This window comes from Flavobacterium sp. ACN2 (assembly GCF_002303885.1).
Classification (GTDB): domain Bacteria; phylum Bacteroidota; class Bacteroidia; order Flavobacteriales; family Flavobacteriaceae; genus Flavobacterium.
Genome location: NZ_MRCM01000002.1, coordinates 361,796 through 385,770, shown reverse-complemented (window position 1 = coordinate 385,770; position 23,975 = coordinate 361,796). Strand labels below are relative to the sequence as shown.

The 23,975-nt window shown below is 31.9% G+C and carries 21 protein-coding genes; 6 read left to right on the top strand and 15 right to left on the bottom strand.

Annotated elements, in window-relative coordinates; genetic code table 11:
* The first annotated feature begins 15 nt into the window (after positions 1–15).
* On the top strand, positions 16–468 hold the full coding sequence (locus BSF41_RS03550; protein ID WP_095928132.1) for a hypothetical protein: 453 nt from the start codon (positions 16–18) through the stop codon (positions 466–468).
* 263 nt (positions 469–731) lie between these two features.
* Positions 732–1,181, top strand: coding sequence for a thioredoxin family protein (locus tag BSF41_RS03545; RefSeq protein ID WP_172426842.1), 450 nt, complete (start codon positions 732–734; stop codon positions 1,179–1,181).
* A gap of 2 nt (positions 1,182–1,183) precedes the next feature.
* Here the strand turns inward: BSF41_RS03545 and BSF41_RS03540 are convergent, their stop codons facing one another.
* The 5 genes from BSF41_RS03540 to surE form a co-directional block, all read right to left on the bottom strand.
* Entirely contained in the window at positions 1,184–3,208 is a 2,025-nt protein-coding gene (locus BSF41_RS03540) for a ComEC/Rec2 family competence protein (protein ID WP_095928130.1), read from the bottom strand.
* Between the two features lie 50 nt (positions 3,209–3,258).
* A complete protein-coding gene (locus tag BSF41_RS03535) occupies positions 3,259–3,756 on the bottom strand; it encodes a C40 family peptidase (protein WP_095928129.1) in 498 nt (165 codons plus the stop codon).
* Between the two features lie 5 nt (positions 3,757–3,761).
* Positions 3,762–4,883, bottom strand: a complete 1,122-nt coding sequence (gene lpxB / locus BSF41_RS03530; protein WP_095928128.1) for a lipid-A-disaccharide synthase — start codon at positions 4,881–4,883, stop codon at positions 3,762–3,764.
* A 63-nt stretch (positions 4,884–4,946) separates the two neighbouring features.
* The gene (locus BSF41_RS03525) at positions 4,947–5,216 is read right to left on the bottom strand and encodes a hypothetical protein (protein ID WP_095928127.1); all 270 of its coding nucleotides are present in this window, start codon (positions 5,214–5,216) and stop codon (positions 4,947–4,949) included.
* The gene (gene surE, locus BSF41_RS03520; RefSeq protein ID WP_095928126.1) at positions 5,209–5,988 is read right to left on the bottom strand and encodes a 5'/3'-nucleotidase SurE; all 780 of its coding nucleotides are present in this window, start codon (positions 5,986–5,988) and stop codon (positions 5,209–5,211) included. The genes BSF41_RS03525 and surE overlap by 8 nt, the downstream gene beginning before the upstream one ends.
* Before the next feature lie 212 nt (positions 5,989–6,200).
* Here surE and BSF41_RS03515 point away from each other — a divergent pair, with 212 nt between their 5' ends.
* The 3 genes from BSF41_RS03515 (at position 6,201) to glsA (ending at position 10,333) form a co-directional block, all read left to right on the top strand.
* Positions 6,201–8,384 (top strand): carboxy terminal-processing peptidase, encoded by a 2,184-nt coding sequence (locus BSF41_RS03515; RefSeq protein WP_095928125.1) that lies wholly within the window; start codon positions 6,201–6,203, stop codon positions 8,382–8,384.
* A 96-nt stretch (positions 8,385–8,480) separates the two neighbouring features.
* Positions 8,481–9,266 carry a DNA/RNA non-specific endonuclease gene (locus BSF41_RS03510; protein ID WP_253251754.1) on the top strand — a complete coding sequence of 262 codons (786 nt, stop codon included), beginning with the start codon at positions 8,481–8,483 and terminating at the stop codon, positions 9,264–9,266.
* A 56-nt stretch (positions 9,267–9,322) separates the two neighbouring features.
* Positions 9,323–10,333, top strand: coding sequence for a glutaminase A (glsA, locus tag BSF41_RS03505; protein WP_095928124.1), 1,011 nt, complete (start codon positions 9,323–9,325; stop codon positions 10,331–10,333).
* A 66-nt stretch (positions 10,334–10,399) separates the two neighbouring features.
* Here the strand turns inward: glsA and rpe are convergent, their stop codons facing one another.
* From rpe to BSF41_RS03455, 10 genes are all read right to left on the bottom strand, one after another.
* Positions 10,400–11,062: a ribulose-phosphate 3-epimerase gene (gene rpe, locus BSF41_RS03500; protein ID WP_095928123.1), complete on the bottom strand. Its 663-nt coding sequence runs from the start codon at positions 11,060–11,062 to the stop codon at positions 10,400–10,402.
* A 447-nt stretch (positions 11,063–11,509) separates the two neighbouring features.
* The gene (locus BSF41_RS03495) at positions 11,510–12,373 is read right to left on the bottom strand and encodes an RNA polymerase sigma factor RpoD/SigA (RefSeq protein ID WP_007804760.1); all 864 of its coding nucleotides are present in this window, start codon (positions 12,371–12,373) and stop codon (positions 11,510–11,512) included.
* 83 nt (positions 12,374–12,456) lie between these two features.
* The gene (locus tag BSF41_RS03490) at positions 12,457–13,956 is read right to left on the bottom strand and encodes a PorT family protein (protein WP_095928122.1); all 1,500 of its coding nucleotides are present in this window, start codon (positions 13,954–13,956) and stop codon (positions 12,457–12,459) included.
* Entirely contained in the window at positions 13,946–14,497 is a 552-nt protein-coding gene (locus BSF41_RS03485; RefSeq protein ID WP_095928121.1) for an RNA polymerase sigma factor, read from the bottom strand. The genes BSF41_RS03490 and BSF41_RS03485 overlap by 11 nt, the downstream gene beginning before the upstream one ends.
* A 10-nt stretch (positions 14,498–14,507) precedes the next feature.
* Complete coding sequence (locus BSF41_RS03480) at positions 14,508–14,921, bottom strand: hypothetical protein (protein ID WP_095928120.1); 414 nt, start codon at positions 14,919–14,921, stop codon at positions 14,508–14,510.
* A gap of 124 nt (positions 14,922–15,045) precedes the next feature.
* The gene (locus tag BSF41_RS03475) at positions 15,046–16,764 is read right to left on the bottom strand and encodes a hypothetical protein (protein ID WP_095928119.1); all 1,719 of its coding nucleotides are present in this window, start codon (positions 16,762–16,764) and stop codon (positions 15,046–15,048) included.
* Positions 16,752–17,933: a DUF4249 domain-containing protein gene (locus tag BSF41_RS03470; protein WP_095928118.1), complete on the bottom strand. Its 1,182-nt coding sequence runs from the start codon at positions 17,931–17,933 to the stop codon at positions 16,752–16,754. The genes BSF41_RS03475 and BSF41_RS03470 overlap by 13 nt, the downstream gene beginning before the upstream one ends.
* A gap of 27 nt (positions 17,934–17,960) precedes the next feature.
* Complete coding sequence (locus BSF41_RS03465) at positions 17,961–20,744, bottom strand: TonB-dependent receptor (protein ID WP_095928117.1); 2,784 nt, start codon at positions 20,742–20,744, stop codon at positions 17,961–17,963.
* Positions 20,745–20,749: 5 nt separating this feature from the next.
* On the bottom strand, positions 20,750–21,496 hold the full coding sequence (locus BSF41_RS03460; protein ID WP_095928116.1) for a hypothetical protein: 747 nt from the start codon (positions 21,494–21,496) through the stop codon (positions 20,750–20,752).
* Positions 21,497–21,798: 302 nt separating this feature from the next.
* Positions 21,799–22,761, bottom strand: a complete 963-nt coding sequence (locus tag BSF41_RS03455; RefSeq protein ID WP_095928115.1) for a helix-turn-helix domain-containing protein — start codon at positions 22,759–22,761, stop codon at positions 21,799–21,801.
* Positions 22,762–22,867: 106 nt separating this feature from the next.
* Here BSF41_RS03455 and BSF41_RS03450 point away from each other — a divergent pair, with 106 nt between their 5' ends.
* Positions 22,868–23,953 carry a fatty acid desaturase gene (locus BSF41_RS03450; RefSeq protein ID WP_095928114.1) on the top strand — a complete coding sequence of 362 codons (1,086 nt, stop codon included), beginning with the start codon at positions 22,868–22,870 and terminating at the stop codon, positions 23,951–23,953.
* Positions 23,954–23,975: the final 22 nt, after the last annotated feature.

Genomic DNA, 23,975 nt, shown 5'->3' with positions numbered 1-23,975 from the left:
CCAAAACCAATTTATATGACTAAAAAATTACTTATCCTACTATTTTTTTTAGGTTCATTTATGGCCCAAGCACAAAACTTAGCATGGAGAACAAACATGACAGATGCTATTGCTATAAGTAATGACCAGAAAAAACCAATGCTGATTTTATTCACTGCCTCAGGTGTACCAGAAAATCTTCAAAATGAAATCTTTAAAACGCCCGATTTTGCTGTATGGTCACGTGACAATGTGGTCTTAGTAAAATTAGATTTGTCTGATATGAATGCTTCAGATAGTGATCGTGAACAGAATGTAAAATTAAAAAATGCATTTGGAGTTCAAGATCTTCCAGAAGTATGCTTTGCAATGGCATCGGTAAGAAAAAACAAAACTACATTTAGTGCTTTAGGAAAAATAGCCTATAAACCTGGAGGAGCGAAAGCTTGGATTGCAGAATCAAATGCAATTTTACATCCATCAGAATAGTAAACGATTTCATTCGACTTTTATTTTAATTTTTTTTAGTCCCCTTTCTGTTTTACAGGAGGGGATTTTTTTTATTCTAAAAAAAGATCAATCAATATTTGATTGTTTTTATTAGTGTTTATTTCACATTTATTAAAAAACAGGCAATTTATTGTCAATTTGATTTTAATGCTTAGAACTTGGTTTTTAATCTCTTAAATTCTTTATTGGATTATATTTTTATACTATTTTAGTTTTATTAACATAACCCAAACCAAAATTATATGCCGAAAAAATTACTTATCCTACTATTTTTTTTAAGTCCATTTTATATGAATTCTCAAAATATAATATGGAAAACAGACATTAATGATGCCGTAACTGTAAGTGCGGAAAAGAGAAAGCCTTTGCTGATTTTTTTTACTAGTCAAAACGTGAGTCCTCAATTGCAAAATGAAATTTTTGCCACTCGTGATTTTGAAGAATGGTCGCGTAAAAATGTTATTTTGGTCAAACTTGATCTCTCTGATCCATCTATTTCTGATGCTAGTAAAGAGCAAAATTTGCGATTGAAAAATGCTTTTGGTATAGAAGAGGTTCCGCAAGTGTGTTTTTCTGAAGTTACCAGTAGAAAAGGAAAAACCAATTTTAATAAACTAGGACTTATTGGCTATAAAGCTTCTGGCGTTAAATCATGGATTTCTGAATCGGATTTGATTTTAAATCCAGAATAAAATTACAATCTATAATATCCCTTTTCTTTTGTTGAATGAAAAGGGATATTTTTTTTAAGACAACTATTTTTCCAATTTTTCTGAATCGAATTAGAGTTCGATCCATCAGCAATAACAATTTTAGGACGAATATTTTCTAGCAATCGATCCAGATTTATTTTTGAGGTCTGAGTAAGAATTAAGATATCTGGATTTACTTTTTCTGGTAAAGTTTTAGTGCTGTCAATAATTAGAATTTTGGTGTCTTTAAAATAAAGCACATTTTTGATCTCTGTGATTCTAGACAGCGCAATTGAATTCCCTACGAGATACGAATTGATGTTTCTGTTGTTTTCAATAACAGTATCTCTAGTAAAAAATACAAGATTTCTTCCTGAACGCTCGGAAATGAGTGTATTGTTTCTTTCGTTATAAACAATCAATTCTTCTTCTTTTTCTGTTTCTATTTTGGTTAAAATAAAGGCAAGCTGGATCGCAATAATCGAAATCAATGCATATAGCAATTTGCTGAAACTTGGTTTTTTAATCCAGATAATGGTGCTGATTATAAATAAAGAAAATGCCCATAAATGAAACAAATTAAAGCTGATGTCTCTGATAACAAACGAATCTATAGAAGCAACAGCATGAATTGTAAGATTTAGCAGATAGATGCTTTTCTCAAAAATCATGGTGATGAATAAGGGCGGACTGGTGAAAATGGAGATAATCATAACCACAATTCCAGCAATCATGATAAAGGATAAAATAGGGAGTATAATAATGTTTGTGACAAAAAATAACCCTGGAAATTGATGGAAATAATAAAGGCATAAAGGCAATGTGCCAATTTGAGCAGCGAATGAAACCGTTAAAGCTTCCCAAATGTAAATTGTTATTTTGTTTTTTGGTTTATAAATGTTTTTTAAAACAGGCTGTAGCCAAAGAATGAAAAAAAGTGCGATGTAACTTAATTGAAAGCCAACATCAAATAAGAAATAAGGCTCAAAAAGTAATATTAGTAAAATTGAAACGAGTAAAGTATGGTAGATGTTGCCAGTTCGGCGCAAATGATTTCCAATTGCAAGAAAGGAGAACATGACTACAGATCGTAAAACGGAAGGCGATAAGCCAGAAATAATAGCAAAACCAGCTAAGGAAATTAGAATGCAAGCCAGTTTAAAAAATGAACCTTTTTTTGTGTTTGGAATTGGTTTGAGTATAAAGGTTATAAAAATCATTATAAAGCCTACATGAAGCCCAGAAACCGATAAAACGTGTGTAGCGCCAGAGTATTGATAATCTTGGATAATGTCTTGTGAAATGTCCTGCTGCTGACCTAAAATGAGCGCCAGAGCAACATTCATTTCAGATTTGTTGAATTTTGACTTTTCAAGATTAAAAATTATTCGCGAATGTAATTTGGCACAATAATACCAAATGTCTTTTTGAATGTTTTTGTTCACCAAAATTTCTTTTTTAGAACAATAAATCTGAGCATAAATTTGTTTGTCTGCCAAATATCTACTGTAATCAAATTGATTTGGATTTTTACTGGGTTTATTTCGCTGTAAAAGCGTTTGAATTTTAATGTTGTTTCCTATAATTAGAGCATTGCGGTTACTATCTTTTTGAACGTTTACAATTATTTTTCCAGAATAAACTTTTCCTGAAATGGTTTTGATATGCCCAATGTAACGATCACTGAAATCATTGCTTTTTAATTTTTCTCTCAAGATTAAAGTAAGAGATTGTTTTGTTTCAAATGCTGCTTTGCAATGCGTGTAATTGTTCTTTTGAAGACTTTCGGTATGGCTAATAAGAGTAAAAGAACCTAAGAAAAAAGAGAGCAAGTAAACTGAAATCCCAAAAAGAATTGTTTTCTTATTGTTTTTTAAATTCCATAAATAGGTACTGACAAATAAGAAAAGACAAATTAGTAGCAAATAATGAATTGCCGCAATAGATAAGTGTAAATAATAAGCTGTGATGACACCTATTATAAAAGCGATTGTAATTTTTATTAACGGAAAATCTAATACTTTCATGGCTTAAAAGTATTAAATATTTGTAAGAAAAATAATAAAAAAATATCTTTTTATTGAAGAATCCTATTTACCTGCTCAAAGGAGTTTTTGTAATAAGGTTCTTTGGTAGAGGAAATAATTACACCTTTTGAGGTAGATGAGTGGACAAATTTTATTTCATCAGAATTGACCTCTGTAATTAGTCCGACGTGATTGATTTGTCTGCTTTTGTTGGTTTTAAAGAAAATTAAATCTCCCTTTTTGGCGTCATTTAATGGGACAACTTTTCCAATTTTTGCTTGATCAAAAGAACTTCTCGGAAGTTGGATATTTTCACTTTCAAAAGTGGTGTAAACTAATCCAGAACAATCAAAACCGCTTTTTGTAGTTCCACCTGCTTTATAGCGAACGCCAATATTATCAGTAGCTTTTTCAATTAAATTATTAACCAAAGCTCTGTTTTCTTTTTTCGATTCGCTTTTTGTGCTGTTTTTTGATACCGCTGTCGAAGTGGATTTACAAGAAGTAACAGCAATTGCTAAAAGCAGAAAAATTACAATTCGTTTCAAATCAATTAATTATTTTGTTTTAAATCGGCAACAATGAGTTTTGCTGTGTTTTTACTCGCGCCAACTCCACCTAATTTTTGTTCTAATATATCGTAATTTTGCAGCACTTTATTGCGATGGCCAGGCTCTAATAATTTTTGAAGTTCTTCTTTGATTCGTTTTTTATTACAATCTGCTTGAATCAACTCGGTTACAACTTCTTGATCCATAATTAAATTGACAAGAGAAATATACTTTAATGTAATAATGCGTTTTGCAATTTGGTACGAAACTTCGCTTCCTTTATAGCAAACGACCTCGGGAACTTTAAAAAGTGCAGTTTCAAGAGTTGCAGTTCCAGAAGTTACAAGAGCAGCTGTCGAAGAACGAAGCAAATCATATGTTTTGTTCGAAACAAAGGCAATGTTTTTATTTTTCAGGAATTGCTGATAAAATTCATATTCCTGACTTGGAGCGCCTGCAATAACAAATTCATAATCCTGAAAATCATCTACAACGCTCAGCATCACACTCAGCATTTTGGTAATTTCCTGTTTACGGCTTCCTGGTAGAACGGCAATAATGGGCTTTTCGCCTAAATTATTTTCTTTTCTAAAGAAAGCTTCATCAAAAGCGGGCTGATTCTGAATGGCATCAATAAGCGGATGTCCAACAAAATCTACAGGAAAATGATGTTTGTCTTCGTAGAAACTTTTCTCGAATGGCAAAATAACATACATCTTATCAATGTCTTGTTTGATGGCTTTAATTCGATTTTCTTTCCAAGCCCAAATTTGAGGAGAAATATAGTAATGTGTTTTATAACCTAATTCTTTTGCCCATTTTGCAATTCGCATATTAAAACCAGGATAATCAATAAAAATAATCACATCTGGTTTGAACTCCGAGATGTCTTTTTTACAGATTTTAATATTGTTTAAAATGGTTTTTAAATTGAAAACCACTTCAATAAAGCCCATAAAAGCTAGGTCGCGATAGTGTTTTACTAGAGTTCCGCCTGCTTTTTGCATTAAGTCTCCACCCCAAAATCTAATTTCTGCTTCTGGATCTTCGGTATATAAGGCCTTCATTAAATTTGAACCATGTAAATCTCCAGAGGCTTCTCCTGCAATTATGTAATACTTCATGTTGGTTTTTTTGTAAATGTGCTAAAGTTGTAACCATTAAAAGGAACTTAGCAAAGATAAGATTTAAATAACTAATGTAGAAATTGCCAGTACAATCACGGCTAGAATTACGCCACGCGCCATAAATTCTTTATTTCTTTTTAACAGAATACCAAAAACAGCAAGGTCTAAAAGTGTTCCTATAGTAATTATTTTTCCGAGATATCCGTATTCTCGAATCATTTGAAATCCTTGCGAAATATCAAATGTGGTAAAAAAAGTGATGAATAGATAACTTCCTAAAAGAGCTGTGAAAATTCCGATTAAAAATCCGATCAGTATTTCTTTAGTCATTTAATTTCCAAGTATTAAGTTGCTGAATAGAGTGATGAGCGGTCAAGTCAAATTGTACCGGAACTACAGAAACATATCCGTTTTCCAAAGCCCATTCGTCAGTGTCTTCGCCTTTATCTTCGTTTACAAATTTTCCGGCAAGCCAGTAATAATCTTTTCCAAAAGGAGTTTGTCTTTTATCAAATTTTTGCGCGTAGTAGGCTTTCGCTTGACGGCAAACTTTAATTCCTTTAATTTCAGACTCCTTTAGTTTTGGAAAATTGACATTTAAAACTACTCCTGGCGGAAGTTTATTGGCTAGGGTTTCTAAAGTGATTTTTTTTACAAAAGACTTTATTGGTTCAAAATCAGCATTCCAATCAAAATCTAAAAGAGAAAATCCTATTGCTTGAATACTTTCTATTCCAGCTTCAACCGCGGCGCTCATGGTTCCGGAATATATGACATTAATAGAAGAATTCGATCCGTGATTTATTCCCGAAACGCACAAATCGGGTTTGCGTTTTAAGATTTCGTTTACTGCCAGTTTTACACAATCGACAGGCGTTCCAGAGCAGCTGTACTCTGCAATTGTGTCATTGTCTTTGGAGATTTTATCAATAAATAAAGTATTATTGACGGTGATTGCGTGACCCATTGCGCTTTGCGGTTTGTCTGGCGCAACGACAATGACATCGCCTATTGTTTCCATGACACTAATAAGGGCTCTAATTCCAGGAGCCAAAATACCATCGTCGTTGGTTACTAATATAAGTGGTTTCTCGGCTTTCATTTAATAAATATTATGTGTAGTTTTAACAATTGTAAGATTTTAAGAGCAAAATTAATCACAATTATTTGCGAGAAGTCACAAATACTGTAAAATTTGTCAACTAAGGTAAAGAACTTTTTTGCGAATTAAACATTTTTATATCTTTAACAAAAAATTATCGAAGCGTTAGCTCTCGTGGCATAGTTTTTAACGTAACTTAGATAAAAAAATTGATGAATGCTATTATAAAGTTTATGAAAAGAAATTATAAGATACTCATAGCCGTATTGTGCTTATCGCTTACATTATTTGCATTTAAGATGAATGCCGATAGGACAATCGACCCAGATCCAAACAAAGACAAGACACTTTTAGAATTATTAGCATTTGTTATTGAAAAAGGACATTACAGCCCAGCAGAAATAAATGATGAATTTTCTAAAGGTATTTTCAAGGATTATATTGATGCTTTAGACCCTTCAAAAAGATTTTTCCTTCAGTCTGATATTGACGAATTCAAACAGTATGAATTAATGCTGGATGATCAATTTTTGAATAAAGATATTACGTTTTTCAATCTTACTTATACAAGGTTAATGAAGCGTATGGAGGAAAGTAAAAAACGTTATAAAACGATTTTAGCTCAGCCATTTAATTATAATGTAGATGAGACTTTTGATGCGGATTATGAGAAAATCCCGTATGCAAAAAACTTAACGGAGATAAATGAAAGATGGAGAAAACAGATTAAATTATCGACTCTTTCTTCTTTGGTTACAAAACAAAAAATTGAAGATGAAAAGAAGAAAAAAGATCCAGCTTACAAAGAGAAATCTTTTGAAACTTTAGAGAAAGAAACTCGTGAAAGTTCATTAAAATCTCTAGATGATAATTTTAGCGTGATTAAAGATTTGAATAGAGACTACTGGTTTTCTGTTTATTTGAACTCGATCATGGCTCGTTTTGATCCGCATACAAGCTATTTTGCACCAGAAGAAAAAGATCGTTTTGATGTAAACATCAGCGGTAAATTGGAAGGTATTGGAGCTCGTTTGACTAAGAAAAATGATTTTACTCAAATTGATGAGTTAATTTCTGGAGGTCCAGCTTGGAAAGGAAAACAATTAGAAGCAGGAGATTTAATCTTGAAAGTGGCTCAAGGAAACGAAGAGCCTGTAGATGTTGTTGGAATGCGTTTGGATGATGTTGTAAAGAAAATTAAAGGTCACAAAGGAACTGAAGTAAAGTTAACTGTTAAGAAAGTTGATGGTTCTATTAAAGTGATTTCTATTATTCGTGATGTTGTTGAAATTGAAGAAACATACGCTAAGTCTAGTATTGTGGAGAAAGATGGTTTAAAATATGGAGTGATCTATCTTCCTAAATTTTATATCGATTTTGAAAACAAAGACGGACGTGATGCAGGAAAAGATATTGCTCGTGAAGTAGAGAGATTGAAAAAAGAAAACATCAACGGTATTGTTTTAGACGTTCGTGATGATGGTGGAGGATCTCTTTCTACAGTGGTTGATATTGCTGGTTTATTTATCGAAGAAGGACCAATCGTTCAGGTAAAATCTGCTGGTAAAAAGAAAGAAGTTTTATATGATAAAGATAAAAAAATCGAGTGGGATGGTCCATTAGTTATCATGGTAAACAGCTTTTCTGCTTCGGCTTCTGAGATCTTGGCGGCTGCAATTCAGGATTATAAACGTGGTGTGATTATCGGAAGTAAACAAACTTATGGTAAAGGAACTGTGCAAAACGTATTAGATTTAAATCAGTTTGTGCGTAATGCAAACTATGGAGATCTTGGAGCATTGAAAATTACAGGACAGAAGTTTTATAGAATTAACGGTGGTTCTACTCAATTAGAAGGTGTTCATAGTGATGTGGTAATGCCAGATCGTTATGCTTACTTAAAAATGGGAGAGAGAGACATTGATAATGCAATGCCTTGGGATAAAATTGATCCAGCCGATTACAGCACTTGGACTTCTAATGAGAATTTCAATAAAGCAATTATGAACAGTAAAAACAGAATTGCTCAAAATGCTCAATTTAAGTTAATTGATGACAATGCGAAATGGATCGATGTTAAGAACAAAGAAAACGTATATAGCTTGAATATTAAGAGTTTTAAAGAAACTCAAGAACAAGTTGAAAACGAAGGAAAAAAATATAAACCAATTTCTGATTACAAAAACGATTTGATTTTTAAATCATTACCGTATGAAGAAGATGAAATGAAAGCTGATGCTTCTTTAAAAGAAAAAAGAGATGCATGGCACCAAGCTTTATCTAAAGATGTTTATGTAGAAGAGGCGTTAAACGTATTAGATGATTTACAATCAAAAAGTTTGGTAAAAGCTACAGTTAATCCTAAAATGAAAAAGGACAAACTAGTGAAGTCTTAAGTTCGAGAAGAATTTAATTTGTTTAAAAACGCTCTATGAATTTTAAATTTATGGAGCGTTTTTTTTTGTAAGTTTAACCTCAAAAAAAATAAAATTATGAAAGTTGGCCTGAGTTTGATTTTAATGGGGTTTGCCTTGTTTTCTTGTAAAAAGGAGAATGCAGAAATTACTGAAAAAGTAAATAATGAGGAAGCGGTTTCTTTTGCAGGAAATTCTTCTAACACAGATTCGGTCTATACGGTTGCTTATTTGCCAACGTCGACGACAAAGCAGATTGTAAAACATCAATACTATACTTTGTCGTATAATGAAAAGTTTGAACAGGCAGAATGGGTGGCGTACGAATTGAAAAAAGAATATTTAAAAAATAATGATTTTAAAAGACCTTATTTTATTGAAGATCCAAATGTAACGACCGGCTCTGCTGATTGGAGAAATTATAAAAATTCAGGTTATGATAAAGGACATCTTTGCCCTGCTGGAGATATGGAATTTAGTAAAGATGCCTATAATGATACTTTTTACACATCGAATATTTCACCTCAGAAAAAGGAATTTAATGCTGGAATTTGGAATAGAATAGAGCAGAAGACACGTTATTGGGCAGGAAAATATAATGATATTTATGTCGTAACTGGCGGAATTGCGAAAGAATCGGATAAAAAAATAGGAACAGAAAAAGTCGCTGTTCCTAAATATTTTTATAAAATCGTTTTGGCTAAAACAGGTAAAGAACACAAAGCAATTGCTTTCTTGGTTCCAAACGAAAAAAGCGACAAATCTATTTATGATTTTGTTGTTCCGATTGAAACTTTAGAAAAAATGACTGGAATTGATTTCTTCCCAAATCTTAAAAACCTTAAAAGTAGTAAGGATTTTTAAAAATACTATTTAGTCATAAAGTAATACAGAATATAAATAAGAATGCATTTTTTAGAATGAATAAGCAAATGATTTTTGTTGGTTTAATGATTGTTTTTATCGTAAACCAAGGCTATAGCCAAATACTACTGAATAAACAAAATATAGAAAATACACTTAATGAAGCCTTTAATAAATTTAAAGATTTAAAAGAAGGAAAAAATGCCGACTATATTCAAGAGCTTGCCAATGTTGATCCCAATATTTTTGGTATTGCACTTGTTACCGCAGAGGGAGCCGTATATACAAAAGGTGATATAACGTCTATGGTTTCAATTCAAAGTATATCGAAAATATTTACTATGGCAAAAGTAATTGAGCAAGAAGGACCACAATTTTTGGAAGACAAAGTAGGGGTAAATGCGACTGGATTACCATTTAATTCTATTGTTGCAGTAGAAATGCATAAAGGGGATAAAATTAATCCTCTTGTAAATCCAGGGGCTATTGCAACCACGAGTCTTATTCGAGGTGTTGATTCTATAGCTAAGTGGAAAGAAATCCAGAAAATTCAGAGTGACTTTGCCGGAAGACCGCTTTCTATAAATCGTCCTGTTTATAGAAGTGAGGCTGGAGATAATTTACGAAATCAAGCTATTGCGCATTTGTTATTGGCTTATAATAGAATATATTTTGATCCAGTACAAGCAACAGATCTTTATACGAAACAATGTGCATTGAATGTAAATGTAAAGGATCTTGCCACAATGGCGGCCACATTGGCAAATGGAGGTGTTAATCCTATTACGAAGAATAAAGTCGTTAGTCAGACTACTGTCATGTATACTTTGCCTGTAATGGCAACTGCAGGTCTCTATGATAATTCTGGAATTTGGCTGTTTAACTCGGGGCTTCCAGCAAAGAGTGGTGTTGGAGGAGGAATATTGGCGGTTTGTCCTGGTAAATTTGGAATTGCGGTTATTTCGCCGCCATTAGATGAAACTGGAAATAGTTTGAAGGCTCAGAAAGTGATCCAATACGTTGTAGAAAAACTTAAAGCAAACCCTTATTGGATTACTCCTAAGTAGGTTTGAGGTAATAAAAAAGAAAAGGCCAAAAATTGTTTTGGTCTTTTCTTTTTTGTTTTTGAAAGTTTAAAAAGCAGTAAGAGCTTTTAACTCTGCAATTGTTTCTGTTGGGTTTTCGGCTTTAAAAACAAAGCTTCCGGCAACTAAAATATCTGCACCAGCTTCTACCAATTGTTTGGCATTTTTGCTGGTTACACCGCCGTCAATTTCGATTAGTGTTGAAGCGTTTTTGCGTGTAATTAAGGCTTTTAGTTTCTTTACTTTATCGTAAGTGTTTTCGATGAATGATTGCCCTCCAAATCCTGGGTTAACACTCATGATGCAAACAACATCAATATCGTTTATAACGTCTTCTAAGAGATCAACATTAGTGTGAGGATTCATTGCTACTCCCGCTTTCATTCCTTCTGCTTTAATGGCTTGCAGTGTTCTGTGCAAGTGCGTGCATGCTTCGTAGTGTACAGTTAATCCGTTTGCTCCTAAATCGGCAAAGGTTTTAATGTATCGATCTGGGTCAACAATCATTAAATGTACATCGATATATTTTTTTGCATGTTTTGTAATTGCTTCTAGAACTGGCATACCAAATGAGATGTTTGGAACAAAAACGCCGTCCATAATATCGATATGGAACCAATCTGCCTGACTGTTGTTAAGCATTTCTGCATCACGCTGTAAATTACCAAAATCGGCAGCAAGAACTGAAGGAGCAATAAGTGTATTTTTCATTGTAGTGTGTTGTTTTTTTTACAAAGATAATTTTTTTTTAACGGCAAAGAGCGCAAAGAATTACGCAAGGTGCGCTAAGTTTTTTTATGCTGTAGTTAATGATTTAAACGCAAAGAGCGCAAAGATTTTTCGCAGAGTTCACAAAGTTTCTGTTTGAAATTATTTGAGAAACCAAAGTCCACAAAGCTTTGTGACCTTTGTCTTTCGACTGATACTTAAATAAAATCTTAGCGAACTTTGCGTAAAAACTTTGTGTACTCTGCGTTACTAACATTTTAGCTAAATACTAAAAAAATAAAAAACTCCGGTAATCAGCCGGAGTTTCAATCATCAATCAAAAAACGAACAGTCAATCAAACTGTTGTTTGGGGTAAAATTCCAAGTTGTAAATTCCAAATCCCAATTAGATTGGAATTTGGGATTTTAAATATTGAAATTTAATATTGTTTATCCTAAATAAGTTTTAAGGATTTTACTTCTAGAAGTGTGTTTCAATCGACGGATTGCTTTTTCTTTAATCTGACGAACACGCTCACGAGTTAGGTCGAAAGTTTCACCAATTTCTTCAAGAGTCATTGGGTGTTGGTCGCCAAGTCCGAAATACAAACGTACAACATCTGCCTCTCTTGGAGTTAATGTTTCTAAAGAACGTTCGATCTCAGTACGAAGAGATTCGTGAATTAATTCTCTATCTGGATTTGGAGATTCACCAGAACGCAATACGTCATAAAGGTTAGAATCTTCTCCTTCAACAAGAGGAGCATCCATAGAAAGGTGACGTCCAGAGTTTTTCATAGACTCTTTTACGTCGTTTACAGTCATGTCTAATTCTTTTGCAATTTCTTCAGCAGAAGGCGGACGCTCGTTAGATTGCTCTAATAACGCGTACATTTTGTTGATTTTATTGATAGAACCAATTTTATTTAATGGTAAACGTACAATACGAGATTGTTCAGCTAGAGCTTGAAGAATCGATTGACGAATCCACCATACAGCGTAAGAAATGAATTTAAAACCACGAGTTTCATCAAAACGTTGAGCCGCTTTAATTAAACCTAAGTTTCCTTCATTAATTAAATCCGGAAGAGTTAATCCTTGATTTTGATATTGTTTAGCCACAGATACTACGAAACGTAGGTTGGCTTTTGTTAGTTTTTCTAAAGCTCTTTGATCACCAGCCTTTATTCTTTGTGCTAATTCTACCTCTTCATCAGCGGTAATTAGGTCAACTTTTCCAATTTCTTGTAGATATTTATCTAACGATGCAGTTTCACGATTAGTTACCTGCTTGGTGATTTTAAGTTGTCTCATGTTGTTGTCTCCCTATTTTTAAAGTGTACAAATGGTTATACGTAAGGAGTATCAAAAAAGTTACAATATTTTAAAAATATTTTTTAAAATTTATAACTAACACCAGTTTGAAGCGAAATACTATATGGTTTAGCCTCTTCTTTTTTATTGAAAGTGCTTAAGTAATATTTGAATAAAGGGTTTATGTCCAATGCAATACGTTCGGTCAATTTATAATTTAATCCGAGGCCTAAATTATAAGAGAAATTTACGCCTGAAATATTTTTTGCTTCTCCTATATTTTGCTGAGACACATTTTCTGATTTTAAATACAGTTTGTTTTTATCCAATATTAAAAAACTAAAGCCTGTAAAAGCTTCTATTCCAATTTTGCTTTCGTCTTTTTTTATTGCGTAATTAAATTCTAAAGGCAGTTCATAATAAGAGAGATTCTGTACTAAATCTACTTGATTAGAATCGCCAAATGTTTCTTTTACGTTTATTTCTGTTTTTAAATTTATATTGGTGTAATCTGGAATTAAATCCTGATTTAATCGCGTTGATGTTTTTAGATTTATCTTAGAAAATCCTGCTCTGAAACCAATTTTGTCGTACATCGTTTTTACATAAACGCCATAATGTGAGGTAATAGGATGACTTTTAGACAAATCATTCATTCTAGGACTAATCATGGATTTACTGTTTAAAGAGCCAAAAAGTGCAGGGCCATAAAAAGCAGCAACTGTAAATTCAGGTTCAATCTCTGTTGTTTGAGGCGTGTACTTACGTTCTTTATACTCTCGTTTTGGAGTTGTCTTTTTCTTTAAATCTGTGCTGTCTTTTTTGGCAACACTATCCATTTTGGGTTCAGTTATTACTATTGAAGTTGGGAGGTCTTTTTTGAAATTATTATCAGTTATAGTATCTTTTCCTGAAATTGCCTTTTCTGAAATTGCGTTTTTTGGAGTTTTGTTTCCTGCAATAGTATTTTTTGAAATTTTATTGATTTCCTTTTTTTGAGTTTTCTTCGGATTTGTGAAACTAGATTTTGCTGTTTTTTGTGCAATACCATTTTTAGAATTACCTTTTTTATAAGCTACAATTGGTTTTTTAGCATTAATTGTATTGCGATCTTTTGCAGTAGTTTTTATTGGTTTAGACGTGATTTGTTCTTTTTTAATAATGACTTTATACTTTTTTACCACTTCATATTCTTCGTATTCATTAGTCGATGTAACAAATTTCGTTGACTGTTTTACGAGTTTTACGGTCTTGGTTTTTTTAACAGTAGTAACTTCATCCGATCCTTTTTTTTGCAGGTTAACTGGCAAAGTTTGGTTTTTAGAGCTAGTCGAATTAGAAGCATTTTTTTGTGACGGAGTTTTTGGGTCTATATTTTCTTTCTGAAAATCTGAATTAAGATACAGCAAGCTTGATAAAATTGTAAACGTAAGAATGCTAGGAATTAGCCAAAACAAAATTCTTTTACGTCTTTTATTATTTAAATCTTTTTCAATTTTAGACCATACAAAATCACTCGGACTTTTGTCTAAATTGTCCAATTTGTTTTTGATTGCTTTTCCTATTTCAGTTTTATTCTCCATTTTTTTGTTTTGAATAATAAAATGTATTTTTTGATTTGATTTTTAATTTCAGAATCTGTTTTGCTCGATGCAAATTTGATTTTGATGTGCTTTCAGAGATCGATAGCATTATAGCAATTTCTTTATGCGTATAATCATCGAGCTCGTATAAGCTAAAAACCAATCGGTATTGATGAGGGAGTTCTTGAACAAAAGATAAAATGGTGTCAAGAGAAAAATCTATTTCGCTTTCATTTACGGTGTCGTCTTGAGAGAAATCGTCTTTAATTGCAGTGAGCAGGTACGATTGCTTGTATCGCATTATGGCTTTATTGACCGTAATTCTTTTAATCCAGCCTTCAAAACTTCCGTTTCCTTTATAGTTTTTTATATTGGTAAAGATTTCAATAAAAGAATCATGCAGATTATCTTCGGCTTCTGCTTCATTAGGGCAATATTTCAGACTAAGCACAAAAAGAGTGTTTTTATACAATTGGTATAATTCTTCTTGTGCTTTTCTGTTTTGCCTAATGCAATCTTTTATGAGCTGATCTAAATTCAAATTTTAAAAACTATAATTTTGAAATTAATATAGTGCTTTGACATTCTAAAGATTTCTTGTTATATGCTGAAATTTCTCCCTTAGTAAAATCTTTATTAAAGTAAAAAGTGGCTTCTTTTGTGCCTTGTCCTTTCAGTAAAATTATTGAGCCACTTATAACAGTCCATTCAATTTCATAATCGTCAGATGGTGCATTAAATGCTTTATAGTCATAGGTATATTTATATGAAGTTTCTGTTTCTACCCATATCCTGCCATCTACATCGCAGCAGGTTCCAGACGTTATATCTTTGCAATCCGGATCTTGATCATAGTATGCGCTATCATCTATTGGGATTGTATTTTTTGTTTCTGCAGCTTCATTATTGCATGAAAATAAAAAAACAAGCAGAATTGCCGAAATAAAAAGTGTTGCTTTTTTCATCTTAGTTAGCCTTTTATAATCTATAGTATAAAAACAATGAAAAGGTTGCGTAACTATGAAAAAATAAAAAGCCCATGTTTCTAAGTTTTTGAAACATGGGCTTTTATTAGCAGTTGTAATTTTTTTAATTTGTCGCTGTATCTTTTACTTCAATTAATTCTTTAATAGAAACTGGAGTTCCGTTTTTTGCAAAACCTTCCAATCTTATTTCATAATTTCCGGCAACATCAGAAGTGTAGAATGAGGTTTGAGAATCCTTGTTTAATTTTACATCAGGATTCCAAAGCAATTGATTTCTAAAATCAGGAATTCTTGCATTATCAGCCAAGTTTGTATAATCTACATTGTTGTAGATTTTTTTAAGCTGTGGTCTCAAAATTGTAGTTTTTAGAATCGAAGAACCGCTTTGTGTGCTTGCGAAATCCTTATCAAAAGTTATAAAACTTACTAATCCGTTAAATGATTTTGGTCCAACATAATATCTGCCGACAATAAGGTCGATTCTATAGATATTTTTCATGTTGTATTTTAATAAATCATTTTGGTTTTGCAATTGCAATCCGTCAACTAATACTAATGCAGGATCTGGCAATTGAGGGAAAACAGATGGATCTGTTACATGCAAATGCATGACTCCGTTATTTTCTTTATGATATACTTCTGTTGTAACCTCTGTTATTGTTTCTCGTAACGTTTTAAATCTTGTATAATCATCCAAAACATATTCTTTTGCTTTAGTGGCATAGAATGGATCTTGAGTAGTTTGCTTTTCTAAGTTGTCCTTTTTTCTATGGATATAAGCATTCTCAATTTGACTTGAAACCGCTCTGTCCAAAAGACTTTCCTTAAACGTGTATGATAAATTGTTATTTGGCGAAAATGCTAATTGTGTTGTGTTTATACTTGGAAGTTCGTCCAATGCAATAGAATAATTATCAGCACGTTCATCAATTACTTGAATAATGATGTTTGGATTGTAATTCTCTTTATCAATACTAAAAATAAAGCGTCCTTCTGAATTTGTCTTTACTACCTGAAAAACAAAAGATTTTCCTGGCAAAGAAAAAGAAACCGTAACATCTTGAATCTTATCTGTTCCGCTTTTAGAAACCACTTTACCAGAGATCATTTCTCCTCTTAATTCTGGAAGAACTGCTTTTGAAGTAGCATCTAGCACAACAGTATTTGATGGTATAGTGGCAAAATTAGTTGCTGAAATTGAATTTTGAGTAGGAATGTTGTCTAATTTTCTAACAGATAAAGAGTAACTTCCTTCTTTAATATTATCATTTGAAGATTCTAGTTTTAAATCGACATGTTCGCGGCTAGAGAAAACTTTTTTGTTTAATCTAAGGTTTAAATCTGTCGCGTTTACTGAACTCTCTAAAGTATTTGAAGTGCCTGTTAAAACATTGCTGTTTGGAGTTTTTTCATTTGTTTTATAAGGATTAACGATATTAATATCCATTTGAAAAAATTCTGAAGCAGGTTTGTTTAACATCCAATTGGTGTAAGCAACTAGTTTGTAACTTCCTGTTTTAAGAGTAGTCGGAATAAAATAATCTCCTTGTCCTAACGCATTTTCTAGCTTGATTTTGGCTTTAAAAACGCTTTTTTTATCGCTGTCTACCAATTCTACATAAGCAATTTTACTAATATGGCTTATAGTTTTGTCAGACGATTTTAAGCAGTAAATTTTATACAATAATGTCTCACCCGATACAAATGTCGATGCATTGGCATGAAGGTAAATAGTTTCGTCTACAACAATATTTTGCTGTGCGTTTCCTAATTGTGTGCTAATTAAAACAAACAATAATAATAGGTGCTTTATTCTGTCCAAAATGAAGGTTTTACGTTAGATGAAAATGTTGTGCAGTCTCCGCATTCTATAGGTACCATAGTATAATAATCGTTGGTATTATAGCTGTACCAAAGTCTATAGCTGTTAAGTTCTGTTATTAATTGTGGCCCAAGGCAAGGAGGGTCACCAAATCCGAAACAGAATCTGTAATCAGCTTCAATACATGGCACATAATACGGAGGTAAAGGTCTTCCTGGATATAAATCAGCATAATTAAAAAACATTCTTTTTGATGAAACGGAAGACACGTCAAAAAAGCCTATTACTTTGCTTTCAGTATCAGTAACACATTTAATATTACCATTTACAAAACCAGGCTGTTTAGGCGATAATACACTAGAGCTGCTTGAGATTTCTTTTAACGTTTTGTAAAAAGTAAATGCCTCAATACTTTGTACATATTGGCGAACTAGAATACTATATCTGTGACTGATAATATAACTTTGGTCACTTATAAATCGTACAGGAAAATTAACACGATCTTCTTGTAGATTTGTTGTTGATGTTTGAATAATATCGACAGATTTTTTTGAGCCATAACAAATTTGAATGTCTAATGGGCTTTGGATAAGCTCAATCTCTTTTGGACCAGTAGCAATTAATTTTTTATCACCCCATTTTGGTGCGATTATTTTATAGGTTTCTTCATATTCGTATCTGTAATATTTTGAAGTATTTGTTGGGTCGTAGCTTTCAACACTTATTTGCACGCCTTCTCCTTCTTGGGTTGAAACCACTTTAGGGACTAGGTTTTCAATCTGATTTTCAGTTGTCAAAACTTCAGTTGAAGATTGGTATTTCTTACCGCCTTTTGTGGTGATTTCTAAAGAATATTCTGTGTTAGGTTCTGCTTTAAACTCGGCGTCAGAAATATATTTTTCTGAATTTTCAGTAAAATGATAGCTGTTTCCTTTGTTGTCGGTAACTACAACATTCGCACCTGTTTCTACTTGTACACCTTCTTCTTCCAAACGAGCAGTCTTCGTCAGTTTAATTTCCTGATTTTTTAATTCATTTGTTATAGTTGCTTCTACAACAAGTGCCTCTTCGTAAGAATCAGTCTTAAGGTTATAGGTTTCAGTACAGCTAATGAATATAGTACTCATTAGTAGTAATACTGTTATTTTATTTTTTAATAATGTTTTCATGATTTTTAAATTCTGCTTTACGGAAGATTAAAATTTAAAATTATAAGTTATACTTGGAACCGGAATAGAGAAGATTGATGTTTTGTATCCCTTTAATTTTCCGTTTGGATCTGTTACAAAAAATATCGAGTACGGATTATTTCTTCCTAATACATTGTAAATAGAAATATTCCAGAAACTATGCGCTAATTTTTTAATTTTATGATTCCCTTCAATGTTGATACCGATGTCTAAACGAATGTAATCTGGTATTCTAAATTCATTTCTGTCGCTATATAATGTGTATTCTGCGCCTCCAAGATTATAAGTCCCAATAGGGTAGGTAATTGGCCTTCCCGTTTGGTATATAAAGTTTGTTGACAGACTATAACGTTTTGTGAATTTGTAATTTAAAACAGCGCTTAAATCATGTGGCTTATCAAAATTAGAAGCGAAGAATTTACCATTGTTTACAATTTCTTCATTAAACTCACCATCTAATTTAATCAATGATCTTGAATAAGAGTATCCTAACCATCCATTTAATTTACCAACTTGTTTTTTAATTAAAAATTCTACACCATAAGCTTTTCCTTCACCTTGTAAAAGTTCTGTTTCTACATTTTCGTTTAGCAATAATTGCGCACCTACTTTATAGTCTAAAATATTTTTAGATTTCTTGTAGTAACCCTCTAAGCTAACTTCGTATTCATCATCTCCAAAGTTTTTAAACAATCCTAAAGATGCTTGTTGTGCACTTTGTGGTTTTACGTTAGCATCAGATAATTTCCAAGTGTCAGTAGGAGATTGTGTGGTGTTGCTAGACAAAAGATGAATGTATTGTCTCGTCACATCATAACCCGCTTTGATAGAAAAATCTTCTGTAAAGAAATAACGTGCCGCTATTCTTGGTTCTAGACCTCCATAAGTTGTTACAACTTCATTATTGTTGTAGTGCTTAGTATCGATAATTGTAGCGTCACTGATCGGTTTTCCACTTTCATAAGTATTGACATCAGCAGGCCCTAATGATGCGTATAAAGAATATCTTAAACCAAGATCAATCAATAATTTGTCGCTTACTTTATAATTGTCTGCCAGATAAATTGCAGATTCTAATCCTTTTTCCTTATTAATATCAGTCGGAACTAAAGTTGAATTAGGGTTTGTTGGATGCTGGTAGCCTGGCGAAATATTATATAATTTACTAGCTAAACCATAAGAAAAATTGTGTTTTTCATTCAACTTATAATTCATCTTTAATTGCAATTGAGTCTCGTTTATTTTATATCCGAAATCGAAAGAATTAATATTGTCAGAATGATAATCTATGTTGAATTTATATTCGCTATTCGTTAAAATAAGAGCTCCTTTGTTTTTGTCATTAAAAGTATGATCCCATTTTGCAGAAAATAATCTGTTGCTGTATTTGTATAATGAATCTGAACTCAATCTGAAACGGTCATGACTGTAGTATGCCATTGCTTCAATTGCATTTTTACTGTTGATGTTGTTTTGGTATTTTAAAATTCCATCATAAAATCCAGCTTCACTATTTTTAAGTCTTTCGTCATCCAATTGTTTTAAAATCCAATCAGAATATGTTGCACGACCTCCAAAAATTATGCTTGATTTATTTTTTTCAAGAGGCACACTTAATGTAAGGTTCGAAGTAATTGGTCCTATAGCACCTTCTCCAGAAATTTTCTCTTTGTTTCCATTTTTTGTTGCAATATCAAATACAGACGATAGTCTTCCTCCAAAATCGGCAGGAATGCTTCCTTTGTAAATGTCTGCTTTTTTTGTTGTGTAAGGGTTAACGGCAGAGAAGAAACCTAAAAAGTGCTGCGGATTATACACCACTGCATTATCTAAAAGAATTAAGTTCTGATCTTCTTTTCCTCCACGAACGTTAAACCCTGAAGATCCTTCACCAGTAGTTTTTATACCTGGAAAAGTAGTAGCAACTTTAAAAATATCTCTTTCTCCAAGAATAAGAGGAACATTTTTTATGTTTTCAATATCAATAGAAACCAAACCAGATACAACTGTTTCTGTCGCTCTTTGGCCTTTCTTTTTAATCACGACTTCGTCCAATTGATTCGATTTTTCGTTAAGTTCTATATCAAATTGGCCATCATCGTATACCACTAAAGTTTTTGTAACCTCTTTGTGACTAAGCGATTTTATTTCTACTATGTTAATTCCTCTTGGTAATTGTAAAGTATAATTTCCATCAAGATCACTAGATGTGCTTATGTTTTTATTTTTTACCTTAATATAAATATTGGCTTCTGGTTTTCCGTTTTCTTCATTTTTAACGGTTCCAGTAACTGTAAATGTTTTCTTTGTTGTGTCCTTATTCTCTTTACCTATAAATACAATAGAACTCTTTTTGCTTACACTATAGCTACTAGTTGAGTCATATTGCTGATAAAAAACAGGATTGTCATTTTGATCATTTCCTTGGCTGTTTGTTTGAAGTGGTTCGTCAGGGAAATAATTAGATGGTAAAGTACTGTATATTGTGCTGTTAAGCGTCAAGATTACTTTGTTCTTGATAACAACATAATTTAAGTCTGTTTTATTTAAAACAGCAGACATAAATTCATCAATACTAACATTATTAAAAGTGCCAGAAATAAGTGTTTTGTTAGAATTTAACCAAGCCGAATCAAAATAAAATTTATAAGATGTCGATGATTCAATACGTTTTATAGTGTTTTCTAAAGTTTCATCTTTTAAAGTAATCGATAACTTCTCATTAGAATTTTGTGCAAAAGACAATTGAAAGGAGAAGACGATAAGTAAGGAGAGTAAAAATTTTTTCATTTGTTTTATTTGCTTGATATTGAAAGAGAGTTAAAAGTGTATTTCATCAAATTTTTCATGAATTGATTTAAATCGGATTTTCGTAGTTCTCTGTTCAATAAATAAAACCCATTGATTTGTTTTTTCTGTTCTGGGAATAATTTAATAAGGTCGCCTTTGCTTTTTATTAAATAAATTTTGCCTTTTAAATCGATAAAATAAGAATTGTTTTCTTTGAATACATAATAGATGCTGTTGTCAGAAATTGTTTTTTGCATGTCTTTATGATGTCTGATATACAAAATTAATTCGGGAGCAACTTTACTTTCTTCGTAGTAGCCTGTGGTAAATTCAGGAATGTCTTCGGTTGTTCTTTCTCTTTTGATAAAGTTTTTATCTTGTAGAGAAAACGAACTGACTTTATTCTGTATTAAGCTTATACCGATATTTTCTGAACCTCCAGCTGGATTTAAAACCAATATGTCGCGATAGATATCGTATTTAAGTTTAATGTCATAATAGGCTTGGTCTTCGTAGACCGCTTTTCCTAATTCGTATTTATCTACTAAATACAAATGAATGTCATTTCTTAAGGTTCTGTAAGGATTTGTGTGTGGTACCCCATTATAAATATCCAGATTGTCTTTGCCAACTGTAGTGTCAAACCAATTGTAAGTTTTTACGTCATTGCTAGTTTGACTCTGGATAGGATGAATATTTAATAATAATTCAAATAAAATGAGAAAAACGATTTTTTTTTGGTAATTTTTCAAAGGATTTAATGGTTTATTAGTTGTTTTTGGAAGATTTCAAAAGTATAAAAAAAAGGTTACAAATAAAACGCTAATTTGTTAAATTGTTATAAAATGACGCTACAGGCTAGTGAAAGGCATTGTAGGACTATTAAAATTTAGAATTTTTATTAAAAATATTCGAAAAATGATGTTGTAGTGGTGTGTTTTTTGATTTTATGAAGGATAAGCTTGATTTGTAGAAAGATAGCAAAAAGATGCAAATGTCCAAAAAACTGAAAAACCCCAATTCTTAATCGAATTGGGGTTTCTAATATTTTTTTTCAAAAAAACAAATCTACTTGTGAATTTATCTTTTCCAAATAATAATCAATTTTTCGAATGGCTCGATTAAAGAAAAGATTTTGTTCTTTAATGCCAGATTGACCCAAAGGTATAGAGTTCGTGATTTGTTGCTTAAAAAACTGATGAACATTTTTACAACTTTCTTTATTGTCGGTTATAAAATATCCCAAAAGAGTATAGGGTACAAACATCGTAAGCTTGTCTTCTGTTTCTATAAGCATATTGTTGTTTAATAATATGAGTTCATTATAATAAATGGAAAACTTATTATTAGTATCGTTGCACTTTGATTTTATTAGATTTACAATCCGTTTTAAATCTAAACAAAGGGCATTGGCACTTTTTAAATTTAAAAGGCCAGCTTCATAAAAATATAAAATTTGCTGTAAGCTGCTGTTTATGGTAGTATCATTCCATACTTCGTTGACAGAAGTATTCTCATATATTTCTTTTAATTTCTGCATGTACTCAGTAAACGATTCATCGACTACAAAATTTTCAAAAGCAACTTTTTTCTGATTTGAATTTAATAGATTCAGCCATACAAAAGCTTTAAATTTAGATAGGATTGTACCATCCATAAAATAAAACAGAGGAATATCTTTTGCGGAATAAAAAAGTGTTGTTTTCTTGTTTTTTATTAAGGTTGCTATATTTTCAGATGATGTTTTGAAATATTGAAGCATGTCCTTTAAGTTTTCAATCTCAATTGTTTTTTCAACCACCACCTTTTCCTTATTTGAAAATAAGTTATCTAACGAAATGTTGAAATAGCCTGCCAGTGTAATTGTTTCATCTATAGAGAATTTACTTTTTCCCGAAACTCTTCGGTGTGAAGCATCGTAGCTAATTTGTAAAATGCCTGCAATTTCTTCTATTAAAGAAACTGATTTAGGTATTTTTTGTCTAATTGCTTTTAAAAATAATTCTTGCGATTTCATATTTTGCGATAATCGCAAATGTATAAAAATGATTTATTAGTTTACACAAATTGATATGCGATAAATGCAATACGTTTGTTCTGTAATTAAAAAAAAATAAAATTTTATGAAAGCTAAATATTTTAATAAATCAGAAGACGAAAAGCTTTTCTTTTCTGTTTTAAAGAAAAGAGTACAGGAGAAGCTTCAGGATAAAACTATTTCTTATGGAGATGCTCAGTTTTGGTTTAAAGGTTTGTTTTGGACATTCGTTTGTTATTTGTCTTATTCGTTGCTTTTTTTGGAGTCCATCACTAAAATAAACTTTTGGGTATTATATGTTGTTTTTCAATTATCAGGATTGTTAATAGGATTTAGTTTTGGGCATGATGCTTCGCACAATACAGCATTCCAAAATAAAAAGGCAAATTCCGTTTTGCATTTTTTTAGTTTTCTTACGGTAGGAATTGACCCGATGCTTTGGGGATTAAGACATATTCGATCACACCATTTATATGCAAATGTAGAAGGAAGTGATATTGATATAGATAAAAACCCTTTTTTGAGATTAAGCCCAACGCATCCTTGGAAACCGAAGCATAAATATCAGGCATATTACGCGCCATTTGTTTATATGTTTACTTTATTGCACTCTGTTTTTATGAGTGATTGGGTATATTTATTTTCAGAAGACTACAACTGGATGAAAAGGGGTGTTCCTAAAGCGGCGTTATATTTTAGATTTGTATTGTATAAAATATTTTATTTTTCTTTGGTGCTGGTTCTTCCATTACTGTATTCTGATTTTTCATGGAGATTTGTGGTTTTGAGTTATCTTACCGCCAGTGCATTTACATCAATGGTATTTATTATTATGCTTGTTGGAACCCATTTTTTTGATGGCGCAGATTATCCGCAGCCCGAGGGAGAGTTTTTAGAACACACTTGGGCGGTTCATCAGCTTTACACTAGCTGCGATTGGGATGCAGATAAAGGTTGGGCAAGATTTTTAAGTGGAGGTTCCAATTGTCATGCTGCTCATCATCTTTTTCCTAATATATGTCATACTAATTATAGTGAAATAAATGAAATAATTAAAAAAACAACAAAAGAGTATAGGCAGCCTTATCATCATAAAACATTGTTTGAAATGATGTTTTCACATTTTGTTCATTTGCATAAAATGGGAAATCCTGTAGCGGAGACAAAATAAAAACTTAAAAACCCCAATTCAA